At 41.0% G+C, this 15,282-nt stretch carries 13 protein-coding genes; 9 read left to right on the top strand and 4 right to left on the bottom strand.

Annotation, left to right across the window (positions count from 1 at the left end; genetic code table 11):
- Positions 1 to 6: 6 nt before the first annotated feature.
- The 5 genes from glpD to ACLGGR_RS04675 all read left to right on the top strand — a co-directional run bounded on the left by glpD (position 7) and on the right by ACLGGR_RS04675 (position 6,693).
- Positions 7 to 1,668, top strand: coding sequence for a glycerol-3-phosphate dehydrogenase (gene glpD / locus ACLGGR_RS04695; RefSeq protein WP_323647456.1), 1,662 nt, complete (start codon positions 7 to 9; stop codon positions 1,666 to 1,668).
- A 196-nt stretch (positions 1,669 to 1,864) separates the two neighbouring features.
- Positions 1,865 to 3,610, top strand: a complete 1,746-nt coding sequence (locus ACLGGR_RS04690) for a phospho-sugar mutase (protein ID WP_142944381.1) — start codon at positions 1,865 to 1,867, stop codon at positions 3,608 to 3,610.
- Between the two features lie 156 nt (positions 3,611 to 3,766).
- The gene (locus ACLGGR_RS04685) at positions 3,767 to 4,912 is read left to right on the top strand and encodes a GAF domain-containing sensor histidine kinase (RefSeq protein ID WP_142944382.1); all 1,146 of its coding nucleotides are present in this window, start codon (positions 3,767 to 3,769) and stop codon (positions 4,910 to 4,912) included.
- A complete protein-coding gene (locus ACLGGR_RS04680; RefSeq protein ID WP_075622701.1) occupies positions 4,909 to 5,559 on the top strand; it encodes a response regulator in 651 nt (216 codons plus the stop codon). The genes ACLGGR_RS04685 and ACLGGR_RS04680 overlap by 4 nt, the downstream gene beginning before the upstream one ends.
- A 198-nt stretch (positions 5,560 to 5,757) precedes the next feature.
- Complete coding sequence (locus ACLGGR_RS04675) at positions 5,758 to 6,693, top strand: GNAT family N-acetyltransferase (protein WP_410972581.1); 936 nt, start codon at positions 5,758 to 5,760, stop codon at positions 6,691 to 6,693.
- A gap of 51 nt (positions 6,694 to 6,744) precedes the next feature.
- Here the strand turns inward: ACLGGR_RS04675 and ACLGGR_RS04670 are convergent, their stop codons facing one another.
- On the bottom strand, positions 6,745 to 6,993 hold the full coding sequence (locus ACLGGR_RS04670) for a YhdB family protein (protein WP_024426598.1): 249 nt from the start codon (positions 6,991 to 6,993) through the stop codon (positions 6,745 to 6,747).
- A 191-nt stretch (positions 6,994 to 7,184) separates the two neighbouring features.
- On the opposite strand from ACLGGR_RS04670, the gene ACLGGR_RS04665 reads away from it, so the two are divergent.
- Positions 7,185 to 7,505 (top strand): YqzG/YhdC family protein, encoded by a 321-nt coding sequence (locus ACLGGR_RS04665; protein ID WP_410972580.1) that lies wholly within the window; start codon positions 7,185 to 7,187, stop codon positions 7,503 to 7,505.
- 123 nt (positions 7,506 to 7,628) lie between these two features.
- On the opposite strand, the gene ACLGGR_RS04660 is transcribed toward ACLGGR_RS04665, so the two are convergent.
- Together ACLGGR_RS04660 and ACLGGR_RS04655 are read right to left on the bottom strand one after the other, a co-directional pair.
- A complete protein-coding gene (locus ACLGGR_RS04660; protein WP_142944385.1) occupies positions 7,629 to 9,104 on the bottom strand; it encodes a catalase in 1,476 nt (491 codons plus the stop codon).
- Between the two features lie 160 nt (positions 9,105 to 9,264).
- A complete protein-coding gene (locus ACLGGR_RS04655) occupies positions 9,265 to 9,696 on the bottom strand; it encodes an Rrf2 family transcriptional regulator (RefSeq protein WP_048238354.1) in 432 nt (143 codons plus the stop codon).
- Positions 9,697 to 9,879: 183 nt separating this feature from the next.
- Between ACLGGR_RS04655 and ACLGGR_RS04650 the strand changes: the two genes are divergently transcribed.
- On the top strand, positions 9,880 to 11,079 hold the full coding sequence (locus ACLGGR_RS04650) for a globin domain-containing protein (protein ID WP_410972579.1): 1,200 nt from the start codon (positions 9,880 to 9,882) through the stop codon (positions 11,077 to 11,079).
- A 67-nt stretch (positions 11,080 to 11,146) separates the two neighbouring features.
- The gene (locus ACLGGR_RS04645) at positions 11,147 to 12,571 is read left to right on the top strand and encodes a SpoVR family protein (RefSeq protein WP_410972578.1); all 1,425 of its coding nucleotides are present in this window, start codon (positions 11,147 to 11,149) and stop codon (positions 12,569 to 12,571) included.
- A 47-nt stretch (positions 12,572 to 12,618) separates the two neighbouring features.
- Here the strand turns inward: ACLGGR_RS04645 and ACLGGR_RS04640 are convergent, their stop codons facing one another.
- Positions 12,619 to 13,983: an alkaline phosphatase gene (locus tag ACLGGR_RS04640; protein WP_410972577.1), complete on the bottom strand. Its 1,365-nt coding sequence runs from the start codon at positions 13,981 to 13,983 to the stop codon at positions 12,619 to 12,621.
- A gap of 353 nt (positions 13,984 to 14,336) precedes the next feature.
- On the opposite strand from ACLGGR_RS04640, the gene ACLGGR_RS04635 reads away from it, so the two are divergent.
- Positions 14,337 to 15,167: a C40 family peptidase gene (locus tag ACLGGR_RS04635; RefSeq protein ID WP_142944389.1), complete on the top strand. Its 831-nt coding sequence runs from the start codon at positions 14,337 to 14,339 to the stop codon at positions 15,165 to 15,167.
- The last annotated feature ends 115 nt before the right edge of the window (positions 15,168 to 15,282 follow it).

The following is a 15,282-nucleotide window of genomic DNA, read 5'->3' as shown; positions in this document are numbered from 1 at the left end:
CAAGAGATGACTTTTTCTAGCTTAGAAAGAGAACAAATGCTGCAGGAAATGACAAAAAAACCATATGATGTGTTTATCATTGGTGGGGGTATAACAGGCGCTGGTACAGCACTTGACGCGGCTTCACGCGGAATGCGTGTCGGTCTTGCAGAAATGCAGGATTTCGCAGCAGGTACGTCTAGCCGCTCAACGAAACTAGTGCACGGCGGACTTCGTTATTTAAAACAATTTGAAGTTAAAATGGTCGCAGAGGTCGGTAAAGAGCGTGCCATTGTATACGAAAATGGTCCTCATGTGACAACGCCAGAATGGATGCTTCTTCCGATGCATAAAGGCGGGACATTTGGTAAGTTTTCAACCTCTATTGGACTTAGAGTGTATGACTTTTTAGCTGGTGTAAAACATAACGAACGCAGAAGCATGCTAAGTGCGAAAGAAACACTTGAAAAAGAACCGCTTGTCAAAAAGGACGGCTTAAAAGGCGGCGGCTACTATGTTGAATACCGTACAGATGATGCACGCCTCACAATCGAAGTGATGAAAGAGGCTGTGAAATTCGGAGCGGAAGCGGTCAACTATGCGAAAGTAAAAGAATTTATTTATGATAAAGGCAAAGTGGTTGGTGTTGTCATTGAAGATGTTATGACGCAGAAAACATATGATGTGTATGCGAAGAAGATCGTCAATGCGACAGGTCCATGGGTCGATCAGCTAAGAGACAAGGACCACTCAAAAGAAGGAAAACACTTACAGCATACAAAAGGTATTCACTTAGTATTCGACCAATCCGTCTTCCCATTAAAACAAGCGATCTACTTTGACACGCCAGATAAACGTATGGTCTTTGCCATTCCAAGAGAAGGCAAAACGTACGTTGGAACAACAGATACAGTGTACAAAAAACAGCTGGAGCACCCGCGTATGACAAAAGCCGATCGTGACTATGTCATCCAAGCGATTCAGTACATGTTCCCTGATCTCAATATCACAGAAAAAGATGTAGAATCCAACTGGGCCGGCCTTCGTCCGCTCATTCATGAAGAGGGCAAAGATCCTTCAGAAATTTCTCGTAAGGACGAAGTGTGGACATCATCTTCAGGCTTAATCACCATTGCTGGTGGTAAATTAACTGGCTACCGCAAAATGGCTGAGCATATTGTCGATCTAGTACGTGATGGATTGAAACAGGAAACGGGCAAAGATTACGGACCATGTAAAACAAAGCACATGCCTATCTCAGGCGGTCATGTAGGCGGATCTAAAAACATGGCAGCTTTTGTTCAAGCGAAAACAGCAGAAGGGGCGTCTGTTGGTTTAACAGAACCGATTGCGCAAAAACTAGCTGAGAAATATGGCTCAAATGTCAGCAGTCTCTTCAAACGTGTCGAGCAGCTTCAAGGTGAAGCAGACAAACGAAATATTCCAGCGTATGTACTGGCAGAGCTTGTCTATGCGATTGAAGAAGAATTAGCCGTTACTCCTGTTGATTTCTTCTTAAGAAGAACAGGAAGCCTATTATTTAATATCAATTGGGCAAAAAAATATGCACAGCCAGTCATCGATTATATGGCAGAACGTTTTGGCTGGGATGAAGCAGCAAAACAGAAACATCAAACAGAATTAGATCAACTATTCCATGAAGCAGTCGTACCGCTTGATGCTGAATAAAAAAAGAAGACAAAGGGCTGAAGCAAGATCATTTTAGCCCTTTATCAACAATTTAAAAGCCGATCATGTATCGGCTTTTTTTATTTGTGCAGCATTTTTTTCAACTGCCAATGATATAGCATGACATAAAGGATGATTCCATATAAAATAACAGTAGATGTTATTTTATTGATGATAAGAGCTGGGGAGGACGACCATGAGTTGGAAGACGAATTATGAGCGATGGATCAATGAGAAGCACCTGGATACTGAACTAAGGGAATGGCTGGAGGCGCATCAAGATGACCATCAAGCACTAGAAGACTGTTTCTACAAAAACCTTGAGTTCGGCACCGGAGGAATGCGCGGTGAGATTGGTGCAGGTACGAACCGAATGAATGTGTACACTGTTCGTAAAGCATCAGCAGGTCTTGCTGCGTATATTGCGAAACATGGAGAGGATGCAAAAAGAAGAGGCGTCGCCATTGCATATGATTCACGCCATAAATCGCCTGAATTTGCAATGGAAGCAGCCAAAACACTTGCTTCACAAGGCATTCAAACGTACGTATTTGATGAATTGCGTCCGACTCCAGAGCTCTCCTTTGCGGTTCGTGAGCTGCATGCATTTGCCGGAATCGTCGTGACAGCAAGTCATAATCCACCAGAATATAATGGCTATAAAGTGTATGGTGAAGATGGCGGGCAGCTACCTCCATTTGAAGCAGATCAAGTCATTCAAGAAGTAGATGCAATTGAAAATGAACTGTCGATTTCAGTTGATTCTGAAGAAACGTTGAAACAGCAAGGACTGATCAAAATGATCGGAGAAGAAATCGACCATGCTTATATTGAAAAATTAAAAACCATTAGTGTGCACCCAGAGCTGGCACATGAGGTCGATGTCAAAGTCGTGTTTACTCCGCTTCATGGGACAGCCAATCACCCTGTTAGAAATGGGCTGCAGGCTCTTGGCTATCAGCATGTAACTGTTGTGCCTGAGCAGGAAAAACCAGATCCACAATTCTCAACAGTGACCTCTCCAAATCCAGAGGAGCATGCGGCATTTGAGTATGCCATCAAGCTTGGCGAAAAACAAAATGCTGATATTCTCATTGCCACAGATCCAGATGCTGACAGGTTAGGCATTGCGGTCAGAGATCACGAAGGAGAATTTACCGTCTTAACTGGCAACCAAACAGGCGCCCTGCTGCTCCATTATTTATTGTCTGAAAAACAAAAGCTGGGTCAGCTGCCGCCTCGTCCTGTTGTGATGAAAACCATTGTTACAAGTGAGCTTGGGCGCGCTGTAGCATCTGCTTTTGGTGCCGACACGATAGACACACTCACTGGCTTTAAATTTATTGGGGAAAAAATTAAGCAATTTGAAGAGAGCGGAGAATACACGTTTCAATTCGGTTATGAAGAAAGCTATGGCTATTTGATCGGTGACTTTGCCCGAGATAAAGATGCGGTGCAAGCGGCACTATTAGCCGTTGAAGTCGCAGCCTTCTATAAAAAGCAGGGCAAGTCCTTGTACGACGCGCTTGTTGATATTTTCAAGGAGTTTGGATTTTACCGGGAAGGGTTAAAGTCGTTAACCTTAAAAGGAAAAGAAGGAGCAGAGCAGATTTCAGCGATCCTTCATACCTTTAGAACAAATCCGCCAGCTGCCATCGCAGGGCAGCGCATCACAGTGATCGAGGATTATCAATCAAGTCAAAGGCACCTTGTGGCTGAAAAGAAAGAGGAAACCATTCACCTGCCAGCATCAAACGTGCTGAAATATTTCCTTGAGGATGGCTCATGGTTCTGCTTAAGACCTTCCGGCACTGAGCCTAAAGTGAAATTTTATATAGCAGTCAAAGGCACGTCTTTAACAGATAGTGAAGAAAAGCTGAAGCACCTGTCAGAAGAAGTGATGAAAGTGGTTTATGATATTGTGGAAGAAACAGCGAAATAATGAAAGACAAGGCCATCGTGTGTGAATGCATGATGGCTTTTTTCTCAGCCAAAAGGATGAGAAGAAATCATTCTTTTGGAGAAAGAGCCGAGCGGGGGCTCATGGTATAATGAGCGTAATGATAAGTGAAGGCTGCAAATGCCGGGGGTAAACAGTATGGGAGAATACCAAGAGAAGGTTGAAACATTAAAAACGTTAAAAGAAATTGCTGAAAAGCTAAATGAAGGCATGGAAATGAAAGAAACGCTTCATGAAGTGCTCCAAATGCTGATGGATGTCACAGGCTTTCATTCAGCATGGATTTATTTTATAGAAAAAGACGGGTCATATGAACTGATGGCAGAGGTTTCTTTACCTGAAGCACTCGCAAAGCATCAAAAACAGCTCATGTGTCAAAATGATTGTTATTGCATCAACCGGTACACAAAAGGCTCACTGCAATCAGCCACCAATATTATTAACTGCAAACGGATTGAAACGGCAATTGAAGAAAAGCTTGGGGATACAGAAGGAATTACTCATCATGCGACCGTACCGCTACAAGCGTGTAAGCGTACGTTCGGCTTATTAAATGTGGCGGCAAAAGGAAAAGTCACATTTACGCAAGAAGAGCTGAATTTGCTTGAAAGCATTGCACTTCAAATTGGCACCGCCATTCAGCGGATGAAGCTTGTGCAAAATGAACAGCAGCACGCACTTCTGGAAGAAAGAAACCGGCTGGCACAGGACTTGCATGATTCTGTCAACCAAATGCTGTTCTCTGTGAGTCTGACTGCTAAGGCTGCACGGCAAATGACCAGCGATCAGAATCTAGGGGAAATGATTGATTTTATTCAGCATTTGTCACAAGACGCACTGATTGAAATGCGGTCACTCATTTGGCAGCTGAGACCAAGAGGCCTTGAAAAAGGGTTTACGACAGCAATTGAAGAGTATGCTCAGCTTTTAGGATTACGCTGTACTTTATCTTTAGCAGGCTGTATAGAAATGGATCATTCTCACAATGAAACGTTGTTTCGGGTATGTCAAGAAGCACTGAATAACTGTCAAAAACATGCGGAAGTAGAAGAAGTTGAGGTCAAACTTGAGCAATCAAGAGACACCTTTGAGATGAAAATCATTGACCGCGGAAAAGGTTTTCAATATGACGAGCAGATGAGCCTTCCTTCACTTGGGCTGAAAGGGATGTCTGACCGCATCCAAAGAGCAGGTGGGACATTTTGTATCTATTCAGAATTAGGTAAAGGAACCACGATTCATGTAAAAGTGCCATTTTCACAAGAAAGGAAGGGATCGTCATGAGAGTTGTCATTGCAGATGATCATCATATTGTGAGAAAAGGGCTGGTGTTTTTCTTGCAGACACAGCCTGATGTGGACATCGTTGGTGAGGCGTCCAATGGGCAAGAGGCATTAGAGGTTGTCAGAGAAACTCAGCCTGACATTGTCTTAATGGATTTGTCTATGCCTGTAATGAATGGCATTGAGGCAACGAAACAAATGACGCTGGAAATGCCGGACACCCGCATTGTGATCCTGACAAGCTATGCGGATAAAGATTATGTCATTCCAGCCATTCAAGCAGGGGCGAAAGCCTATCAATTAAAGGATGTAGCACCAGAAAAGCTGCTTTCGACCATGATTGAAGTACAAAATGGCACCTATCAGTTAGATGGTCATATCACAACCTTTCTCGTGCAGCATCTGACAGAGCCAAAAGAGCAGAAATGGGCATTGATGAAAGAGCTCACCAATAGAGAGCGAGATGTCTTATTTGAGATTGCAAAGGGCAAAAGCAACAAGGAAATTGCCTCATCGCTGTTTATTTCTGAGAAGACTGTCAAAACGCACGTATCTCATGTATTATCAAAGTTAGAGCTGGCAGATCGAACCCAAGCGGCTCTATATGCAGTGGATTATCAAAAAAATCAGCCAAAAGAGCTGTTATGACAGAAGGGAATTTAGTCGTTATGCTAAAACTTTTAAGCGCACATTCAATTCAATGAATTGAATAAAAAAGAGCACAGGTGTTGGTTATTTGACGTGCCCTTTTGCGTAAAAAGAGAAGCATGAACAGTCTAATAGAAAAACCATAAAAGACTTGATGAGTGTATGCTCATCAAGTCTTTTTTTATTTTAAAGGAGGTGATGAACCGGTCAGTCACAGGTGAATGTAAAATGGGAGGGAATCAAAGTGGAGACAAGACATATGAATTAGTAAGTGATTATCGCGATGATGACAAATTGAAAGAGAGCTTTAATAAGCTTGCGATCGAAACATTTGATTTGGATTTTAGTGACTGGTACAAAAGAGGCTATTGGGATGAAAAATATATTCCTTATTCCTTTGTACATAACGGGAAGGTGATCTCTAACGCTTCCGTTTATCTTATGTCAGTGATCGTTGATGGGCAAACGTATCGAGCAGCTCAAATCGGCACTGTTATGACAGATCAAGCCTATCAGCGCAAAGGATTATCGACAAAGTTAATACAGCATATCATGGATCAATACGAAAATGAGTGTGATGTCATCTTTCTTTTTGCGAATGAAACCGTGTTAGATTTTTATCCGAGATTTGGTTTTACCCGTTATCACGAAAGTGAATTTAGCTTAAATATCAATAAAAGCGCCATTCAAATAAAAAAGGGCGTACACGTTAAAAAGCTGACATTGGAGCAAGACGTGTCATTACTTGAACAGTTCGCAGAAAAGCGGCAGACTCACTCAATGAAATTGGATGCTCAGCATCACAGCAGCTTATTGATGTTTTATTTTACATTAGTATGGCCGGATGCCATTTTTTATATTGAAGCATTAGATACCATTGTGCTGATGAATGAAGAAAATGAAACGATGCATGTGTTCGATATCATTTCGCTTCAAACACCGGATGTAGAAGAAGTTGTAGGAAGTATTGTGAAGGAAACAACGGAAAAAGTGATCTTCTATTTCACGCCTGATACGACAATTGAAGGTTTACACGCGGTTACGACGCCAAATGACGAGGATGCGCTGTTTATCTACACAAAGGAACATTGGGCAAAAGGCCACTTTATGTTTCCCATCACAGCGCACTGCTAATTGTATGTAAAAGGGAAGGGCTAAAATAAACATCATTTTAGCCCTTTTTCTTTATGTGTACATCGGTTGTGAATAAACTTCAGAAGCAGCAGCCTCTGAAGCATGGTCAATGTACTGCAGGAGCCCATATAAACATTTTTCAACATCTGCATCGTTCCGGTTAAATTGATACGCATGTAAGAAATGCTCAATACGTTTCGAGAGCAAATCATCTTGCGTACGTACCATAAGAATAAGTAGATTATCCCATTGCGAGCGATGCGTATAATAAAGTGCTTTATCATAATCCGCCACATTCATTAAACCTTCTCCTTTCCCTTGAGAAGTCCTCATTAGTTTGCTCGGATCATATCGACTTTTTCAGGGGAAAAGTTGGTGTCCGCATCAATCGTGTACCGGGAATTATAGGCTGAATAAATGCTTCATGTATGAAAAAGGACCGGCCAGCTAAACCTAAACAAAACATATATGAAAGTGAGATCAATGATATCATGCAGCCGAAATGGTGGATGCTTATTACAGCAGGAATCGTTTTGCTTGGCAGTTTGATGATTCATCCTGCATCAAAAGCAGCGGTGCAGCCGCTTGAAAATTGGGAAAGACTTGCGTACACAGCGTTGCAAGATGAATACAAAGGTGCCGCTTTAAACGATTATCATTACATTGGCCGTACACAAGTGAATGATGAGCAGACAAAAGATGTGTTTCGCGTCACTGTAAAGGAAGGCTCAACTCTCTTTGCTGCTCATGCAGAAATTTATTTTCATCCGGTGACCGGTCATTTGATTAGTATTAACGTGTTTCGACTATAAAGAAGCACCTTTTTTTGTAAAGGGTGCTCGAGGCGTTCAGTCAAAAAAGACAAAGGGCTAAAATAAAGATCATTTTAGCCCTTTGTCCAACAATTTATTTCGAGATGCTCATTGCGAATGGAATTACTTCATGCTTCCTTGAAGATAAGCGCGAATATCTACACCAAGTGAATCTGCTAATCGCTGGCCATAATCTTCATCTGCACGATAGAAGTTGCAGATCGCAAGTAATTTTGTTTTGTCATTTACATCTTTTAAATCAGCTGTTAGGTTTTTAATCAATGCTTGTTTCTCTTCCTCAGAGTAGCTTCGATATTTTTCCCCAGCTTGTTTGAAATCGTTCGGTTTCTCTATTTTTTGTCGCACCATACGGTCACCGTGAAGAACTGGCTCACTTTCTTTGTAGTGAGGGTTTTCTTTTGGCTGATCGTCATAACGGTTTGGTTCATAGTTAATATGACCGCTTGGACGGGTCGTTGTCATAAAGCCATCTTGCTGGTTATTGTGTACAGGTGCATAAGGGCAGTTAACCGGAATGCGCATGTAGTTCGCACCAAGACGGTGACGCTGCGTATCAGGATATGAGAAGAGACGGCCTTGAAGCAGTTTATCTTCAGATGCCTCAATTCCTGGAACAAATGCACTTGGCGTGAAAGCAGACTGTTCTGTTTCAGCAAAGAAGTTTTCAGGATTGCGGTTGAGTGTCATGCGCCCTACTTTTTGAAGCGGGTAATCTTCCTCACTCCACGTCTTTGTTGGATCACATGGATCATAATCAAGTTCATCATAATCGCTAAGCGGCATAAGCTGAACATATAAGTCCCATGCTGGGAAGTTGCCTTTTTCAATGCGGTCATATAAATCTCTTGTCGCATGCTGGAAATCGTTTGCTTGAATTTCTGCTGCTTTTTCCATAGATAAGTTGTGAATACCTTCAGAAGGTCTCCAGTGATATTTTACATATTTTGTTTCGCCATATTTGTTCACCCATCTAAATGTATGCACACCAGAACCGCGCATTTCAGCGTAGCTTGCAGGGATTCCTTCGTCAGAGAAGAGCCATGTGAGCATATGTGTAGATTCAGGTGTTAAGGTCATAAAATCCCAATAACGGTCAGGATCTTGAATATTGGTTACAGGATCTGGCTTGAGAGAGTGAACCATATCAGGGAATTTCAAAGCATCACGAATAAAGAAGATCGGCAAGTTGTTACCAACGAGATCATAGTTGCCTTCTTCTGTATAAAATTTGACAGCAAAGCCGCGCGGGTCACGTAATGTTTCGGGTGAACCTTTCGGATGAATAACGGTGGAGAAGCGAACGAAAACGTCTGTTTGTTTCCCTTCTTCACTTAAGAAGGCTGCTTTTGTATGTTTCTCCATGCTGTTTTCTACTTCAAACACACCGTAAGCGCCGGCGCCTCTTGCATGAACGACGCGCTCTGGAATACGTTCACGATCAAAGTGTGCGAGTTTTTCAATCAGATGGTAATCATCAAGAAAGGTAGGTCCGCGGTGACCAGCTGTTCTTGAGTTTTGGTTATCTCCTACAGGCACGCCTTGGTTCGTTGTCAAATTTTTATGATTTGAATTTGTCATTCTTTTCTCCTCCTGTAAACAAAAAAGTGTTTTCTAGCAATCTATATACCCTAATTATATTGAATCAAACATGATAGTCAATATTTATTTATAATAATTTTAAATAAATTATTATTACAAGAAGGTAAAGAAAAAGACGAAAGAATAAAATTCTTTCGTCTTAAAGCAGGAGCTCTCTAAGAGCATCTTTGTTTTGTGTTAAATCCTTTAGTGTGTATCGGTCAAGTACGCCTAAATAAGCAGTGAGTGCTTCATGAAGTACATGCTTTAATGAACAAATCGGGGAGATGATGCAGCCGTTTTTCTTTGGATCAAAGCATTCAACCATGACTAAATCATCCTCTGTATAGCGGACAACCTCTCCAATATTAATGCTTTCTGGGCTTTTTCCAAGCCTGATCCCGCCATTTCTTCCGCGAATCGTGTCCACATACCCGCGTTTTCCAAGATGATAAATCACCTTCGTCAGATGATTTTTAGAAATGCCATAAACATCGGCGATCTGCTGAATATTTGACAATTCATTGTTTTCTCTCGAAGCTAAATAAATGAGTACCCTTAATGAGAAATCTGTGTAATTCGTAAGTTTCATTTTGACGACCTCTAAACCTAATAGAGTTTTGTATCATCGTAACACATTTTAGACAAAAACTGTTCGAGAAAGTGTGAATTGTGACAACATTTAAAACATGTATTATAAATATTGCTTTTAGAGGCTGTCATCCATTACGATAAAGATGTATTTAAAATACTTCTTTTGAAAGAAGGAATGACGATGTTATCTAAAGATCAAATGAATGCAATAAAACAATCAGCTCCTCTACTAAAAGCCGAGGGAACCAAACTTGTCACTGTTTTTTATCAAAATATGATTCGCCAGCACCCGGAGCTGCTCAATCAATTTAATAAAACAAATCTCATGAACGGAAGTCAGCCAGAGGCACTTGCTGCGACACTATATCAAGCTGCACTGCACATCGATCGATTAGAGGAATTACTTCCTGCGGTCAAACAAATTGCCCATAAGCATGTCAGTGTCATGGTCAAAAAAGAGCAGTACCCAATTGTCGGATATCATTTGATTGAAGCGATGAAAGAGGTGTTTGGTTTAACAGAAGAAGATAACACTTTATTAGCTTGGAAAGCTGCATATGACATCATTGCGAATATTTTCATCACCATTGAAGCAGAAATGATGGATGAAAATGTGAAGCAGACAGGCGGATGGGCAGATGTGAAGCCGTTTGTGATTAAGAAAAAGAAGCAAGAATCTCCATCGTTTATCTCCTTTTATTTAGTACCAGAAGATGAATCAGAGCTGCCAATGTATGAAGCAGGCCAATACATTACGATTCAGGCAGATATGCCAGGAGAAGCCTACATGTGCAGCAGACAATACAGCTTATCAGATGAGCATCATCCATCTTATTACCGCATTACAGTCAAGCGTGATGGGCATGTGTCTACATTTTTGCATGATGAAATGGAAGAAGGGGACGTTCTTCAAGTGAGTATGCCGCAGGGAATGTTCTGTTTGCAAGGAGACACAAAAGAGCCTGTTTATTTCATCAGTGCTGGGTCTGGTGTCACTCCAATGATTGGTTTAGTAAAAACAGCAGCACAAAACAGCCAGTTATTTACGATGATTCATGCAGATCGATTAGAGGATGTAAATGCTTTTGAAAATGAGTTTGAAGGCGTTCTAGCCTCAGCTTCCCACGGGCGCATCATCCTATGTAACGAACAATTTGCGCAGTCTGGAAAAGGTGAGCTTGTTGAGAAAGCGGCTTCCCGCATTGACCATCCATTTCTTCAATCGGTGATCGGAGAAGGGAAAGGCCAATTTTATCTATGCGGTTCCCCGGTGTTTACACAGGAGATCATTCATATTTTAAAAGAGCTTGGAATTCCATTGCGCAATATTCATTTCGAAGCATTTGGCGGGCAATCCACGAAAGAAATGGAAGTCGTCTAAACGGTTGGCGGAACATCATGTTTTTTTACATACGCTCATATAGTAGGGATAAGTCCGATGAGGAGGGATGGTTTCCTTGAGCGTATCTGAAAAACGTCTTTTACAAAGAGCGATTGATGAAATTACAGAAATTGCAGAAGGATTTGGTCTAGATTTTTATCCGATGAGGTATGAAATCTGTCCCGCGGAAATTATTTATACGTTCGGTGCATACGGAATGCCAACACGATTCAGCCACTGGAGCTTTGGGAAGCAATTTCATAAAATGAAGCTTCATTATGATTTAGGGTTAAGCAAAATTTATGAACTTGTGATCAATTCAAATCCTTGCTACGCCTTTCTACTTGATAACAATTCGCTCGTTCAAAATAAATTAATTGTGGCTCATGTATTGGCACACTGTGATTTCTTCAAAAATAATTGCCGTTTCCAAAACACAAAACGAGATATGGTCGAAAGCATGTCAGCGGCGGCAGAGCGGATCAAAGAATATGAGCATATCCACGGGACAAAAGAAGTCGAATCCTTTTTAGATGCCGTATTGGCTCTCCAAGAGCATATTGATCCGTCTCTTGTTCGTTCAAAGTTAAGCTGGAATATGGACGATGAAGAAGAATGTGAAGAAGATAAACCAAAACGTCAAACGCCTTATGATGATTTGTGGGGAATGGATGAGCCGAAGACGCATGAGAAAAAGAAAACCGTCAAGCAATTTCCGCCAAAGCCGGAAAAGGATCTTTTACTCTTTATTGAGGCGCATTCCCGGGAGCTGGAGCCGTGGCAGCGGGATGTCCTTACCATGCTGAGAGAAGAAATGCTCTATTTTTGGCCGCAGCTGGAAACAAAGATTATGAATGAAGGCTGGGCATCGTATTGGCACCAGCGGATTATGCGGGAGCTTGATTTAGATTCAAGTGAATCGATAGAGTTTGCGAAATTAAATGCAGGTGTGGTGCAGCCATCTAAAACAGGCATCAATCCTTACTATTTAGGGCTGAAGATTTTTGAAGATATCGAAGAGCGCTATGACAACCCATGTGAAGAATTAAAAAAAGCAGGGGTTACAGAAGGATCTGGCCGCAGTAAAATGTTTGAAGTCAGGGAAATTGAATCGGATATTTCTTTTATTCGAAACTACTTAACGAAAGACCTTGTCATGAGAGAAGACTTGTATTTGTTTCAAAAGCAGGGGAGAGACTATAAAGTCATTGATAAAGAATGGAAAGCGGTTCGTGACCAATTAGTCAGCATGAGAGTAAATGGCGGCTTTCCGTATTTGACCGTGATCGATGGCGACTATTTAAAAAATAATGAACTTTATATTAAGCATTGGTATGAAGGCATTGAACTTGATCTGAAATACTTAGAAAAAGTCCTTCCGTATTTATATCAGCTGTGGGGAAGAAGTGTGCATATCGAGTCAGTTCTTGAAGGAAAAGAAGTCATGTTTTCTTATGATGGAAAAGGAGTTCATAGAAAATATCTTGCATAAAAAAGACAAAAAAAGATGTCTCTTAGCAGACATCTTTTTTGCCCGTTTTATTGATTTTTCAGCAGTTTAAAAATGTGCTTTGCTTGATCGGTGTTTTCCATCAGACCTTTTAGCTGCTGGCTTGTTGGGCCATACGCAAAGAACGGAACTTCATCACCGGTATGACCTGATGTTGTCCAGCCTGTATGTGATCTCGTATTGATCACTTCTTCAATCGCATCATCAATTTTTACAGCATCCTTTGTTTCAGCGGCCTTTTGAATGGAGGCTATTTCTTCTTTTGTGAAATCAAGATTGATGTATTGTTTCAGCGCTGACTCAACAGGCATGCCGCTTGCAATTTTGTTTGCGATAAAATCAGGCGTCTTTTTCGCTGCTTTTACCGGTTTGTAATCCCAGCTGCCCGAACCGTCTGCTCCGAAGGAAAGTCCGCCAGTTGAATGATCCGCAGTTGTGATGACTAACGTGTTTTTATCCTTTTTTGCAAAACGAATCGCTTCTTCAAATGCTTTTTCAAAATCCTTCATTTCGCTCATCGCACTGACAATATCATGATCATGTCCAGCCCAGTCAATTTGACTGCCTTCGACCATAAGGAAAAATCCTTTTTTGTTTTTAGACAGCTGTTTGATAGCTGAGGATGTCATGTCTTGCAGGGAAGGGGTCGTTTTATCACGATCAATGGCTTTATCGAGACCCCCATCAGCAAAAATGCCTAACACTTTTTCATTTTTGTTTTTTTGTAAGGCGGCTTTATTGGTGACATAATCATAACCGGCTTGTTTGAATTCCTTCGTCAAATCACGATCCTTCCGGACAAAATCGACAAGTCCTCCGCCAAGCATGACATCGACTGTATGCTGTTTTCCGATTTTCTCATCGAAGAAATCGTCAGCGATGGCTGCTGTGTTTTTCCTAGACACATCGTGAGCGGCATACGCAGCAGGCGTAGCATTTGTTAATTCAGATGTCACGACAAGACCCGTTGATTTTCCTTTGCGTTTGGCTTCTTCTAAAACGGTTTTTAATTTTTTGCCGTTTTTGTTTACACCAATGGCATTGTTGTATGTCTTTTGACCAGTGGCCATGGCTGTACCAGCGGCTGCTGAATCAGTAATGTTACTTTTAGAGTCGTCAGGGTATGTTTTATGCATGCCAGTGAGGTAAGGGTCAAACGCTGTTTGCTTTGAAAGGTCACCGTTGTGTTTAAATGAGCGGTAAGTTGAAAGATAAGGTGTTCCCATGCCATCTCCAATCAGCACGATCACATTTTGCACGTCATTTTTCGGCTTCTTTTTAGCCTCAGCTTTGTCAGCTTGTCCAAATTCAACCCCTGAAAAAATGCCAATCGATAGCACAGATGCTGCTGCCACTGCAGCGATTTTCGTTTTCGAACTTTTCAACACACTCATTCATTTTGCCTCCTCATTGTTTATGTATCGCTCTTACGTTTACAATGGTAGAGCAGAAGTGTGGATTCCTTTTTACAGCATCGTAAAGTTCACTTTAAAATTGTAAAGGTCCACTTTACATAGAATGAACCAAAAAGAGAAATGAATGTATCATTTATCCATGACAAGATGCGATTATTTTGTCATGATTGTGTAATAAAAATGAAATAAAAAGAACCCTAAAAAAAAATAAATTTTGCCGAATTAATAAGCATAATGTCGTAGGAAGTCAAGACTATTTCTTCTGGTATTTGATCCTTATAATAGGGAGTAGATAAAAATTCGGATCAGATAGATACATACAGGAGGAACAAATGAAAAAACAATTGATCACAGCTGCAAGTGCAGTTCTACTTGGGACGACATTATTTGCCGGGGCTGCCTCAGCACAATCAGTAAAAGTTCAAAAAGGTGACTCTCTTTCTGTTCTAGCGAAAAGATACAAAACAAGCGTGAGCAAAATTAAAACAGACAATAAGCTGAAATCTAACGTGATTTATGTTGGACAAACCTTAAAAGTGAATGGCACTTCTTCGAAAAAAGCAGTGAAAACATCAAAAACAACAACAAAAGTAAAGACGGCTTCAGCGACTGCTACTCATAAAGTTGTCAAAGGTGATACATTATCTAAGATTGGCAAAAAATACGGGATGACTGTGAAAGAGTTGAAATCGTTAAATAAACTTAAAACAGACCTCATTAAAATCGGGCAAAAGCTAAAGGTGAAAAAGACGTCTAAAGTAAAGACAACACCTGTTAAAGAAAAAACAGTCTCTACTTCTTCCTTAAACACGTCTAAGCTCATAGCAGATGCTAAAGCGCAGAACGGTACACCATATAAATGGGGTGGAACGACACCGAAGGGCTTTGATTGCAGCGGATTTATGTGGTATATCATTAACAAACAAAAAAAGATTTCAAGACAAACAACTGAAGGTTTTTGGGGATCGATGAAAAGTGTATCCACACCAAAAGTTGGAGATTTTGTGTTCTTTACCACGTATAAATCGGGTCCATCTCACATGGGTGTCTACCTTGGGAACAATAAGTTTATCCATGCTGCTTCTGACGGTGTAACTATCAGTGATATGACATCAAGCTATTGGAAGCCGATTTATCTTGGAGCGAAAACATTTGTAAACTAATTTATTTTAAGAGACTGCGATGAAGCAGTCTCTTTTTTCATATATCATTTGTGCCTCAGAACTGGTCTTTTCTCATAGATCATTATCAGTCTAAAGGCTTTTAAATAACAAAGTT

It is taken from the genome of Bacillus sp. BD48 (assembly GCF_046566805.1).
Lineage (GTDB): Bacteria > Bacillota > Bacilli > Bacillales > Bacillaceae > Bacillus > Bacillus safensis.
This window is presented reverse-complemented; position numbering and strand designations above follow the sequence as displayed.

What these genes read in the sequence shown, in the direction of transcription:
- ACLGGR_RS04675 (WP_410972581.1), top strand. Translation starts at nt 5,758, where the DNA reads ATGAACCGGTCAGTCACAGGTGAATGTAAAATGGGAGGGAATCAAAGT.
- ACLGGR_RS04670 (WP_024426598.1), bottom strand. Translation starts at nt 6,993, where the DNA reads ATGAATGTGGCGGATTATGATAAAGCACTTTATTATACGCATCGCTCG.
- ACLGGR_RS04640 (WP_410972577.1), bottom strand. Translation starts at nt 13,983, where the DNA reads ATGAGTGTGTTGAAAAGTTCGAAAACGAAAATCGCTGCAGTGGCAGCA.
- ACLGGR_RS04650 (WP_410972579.1), top strand. Translation starts at nt 9,880, where the DNA reads ATGTTATCTAAAGATCAAATGAATGCAATAAAACAATCAGCTCCTCTA.
- ACLGGR_RS04665 (WP_410972580.1), top strand. Translation starts at nt 7,185, where the DNA reads ATGCAGCCGAAATGGTGGATGCTTATTACAGCAGGAATCGTTTTGCTT.
- ACLGGR_RS04645 (WP_410972578.1), top strand. Translation starts at nt 11,147, where the DNA reads ATGGTTTCCTTGAGCGTATCTGAAAAACGTCTTTTACAAAGAGCGATT.
- glpD (WP_323647456.1), top strand. Translation starts at nt 7, where the DNA reads ATGACTTTTTCTAGCTTAGAAAGAGAACAAATGCTGCAGGAAATGACA.
- ACLGGR_RS04690 (WP_142944381.1), top strand. Translation starts at nt 1,865, where the DNA reads ATGAGTTGGAAGACGAATTATGAGCGATGGATCAATGAGAAGCACCTG.
- ACLGGR_RS04660 (WP_142944385.1), bottom strand. Translation starts at nt 9,104, where the DNA reads ATGACAAATTCAAATCATAAAAATTTGACAACGAACCAAGGCGTGCCT.
- ACLGGR_RS04655 (WP_048238354.1), bottom strand. Translation starts at nt 9,696, where the DNA reads ATGAAACTTACGAATTACACAGATTTCTCATTAAGGGTACTCATTTAT.
- ACLGGR_RS04635 (WP_142944389.1), top strand. Translation starts at nt 14,337, where the DNA reads ATGAAAAAACAATTGATCACAGCTGCAAGTGCAGTTCTACTTGGGACG.
- ACLGGR_RS04685 (WP_142944382.1), top strand. Translation starts at nt 3,767, where the DNA reads ATGGGAGAATACCAAGAGAAGGTTGAAACATTAAAAACGTTAAAAGAA.
- ACLGGR_RS04680 (WP_075622701.1), top strand. Translation starts at nt 4,909, where the DNA reads ATGAGAGTTGTCATTGCAGATGATCATCATATTGTGAGAAAAGGGCTG.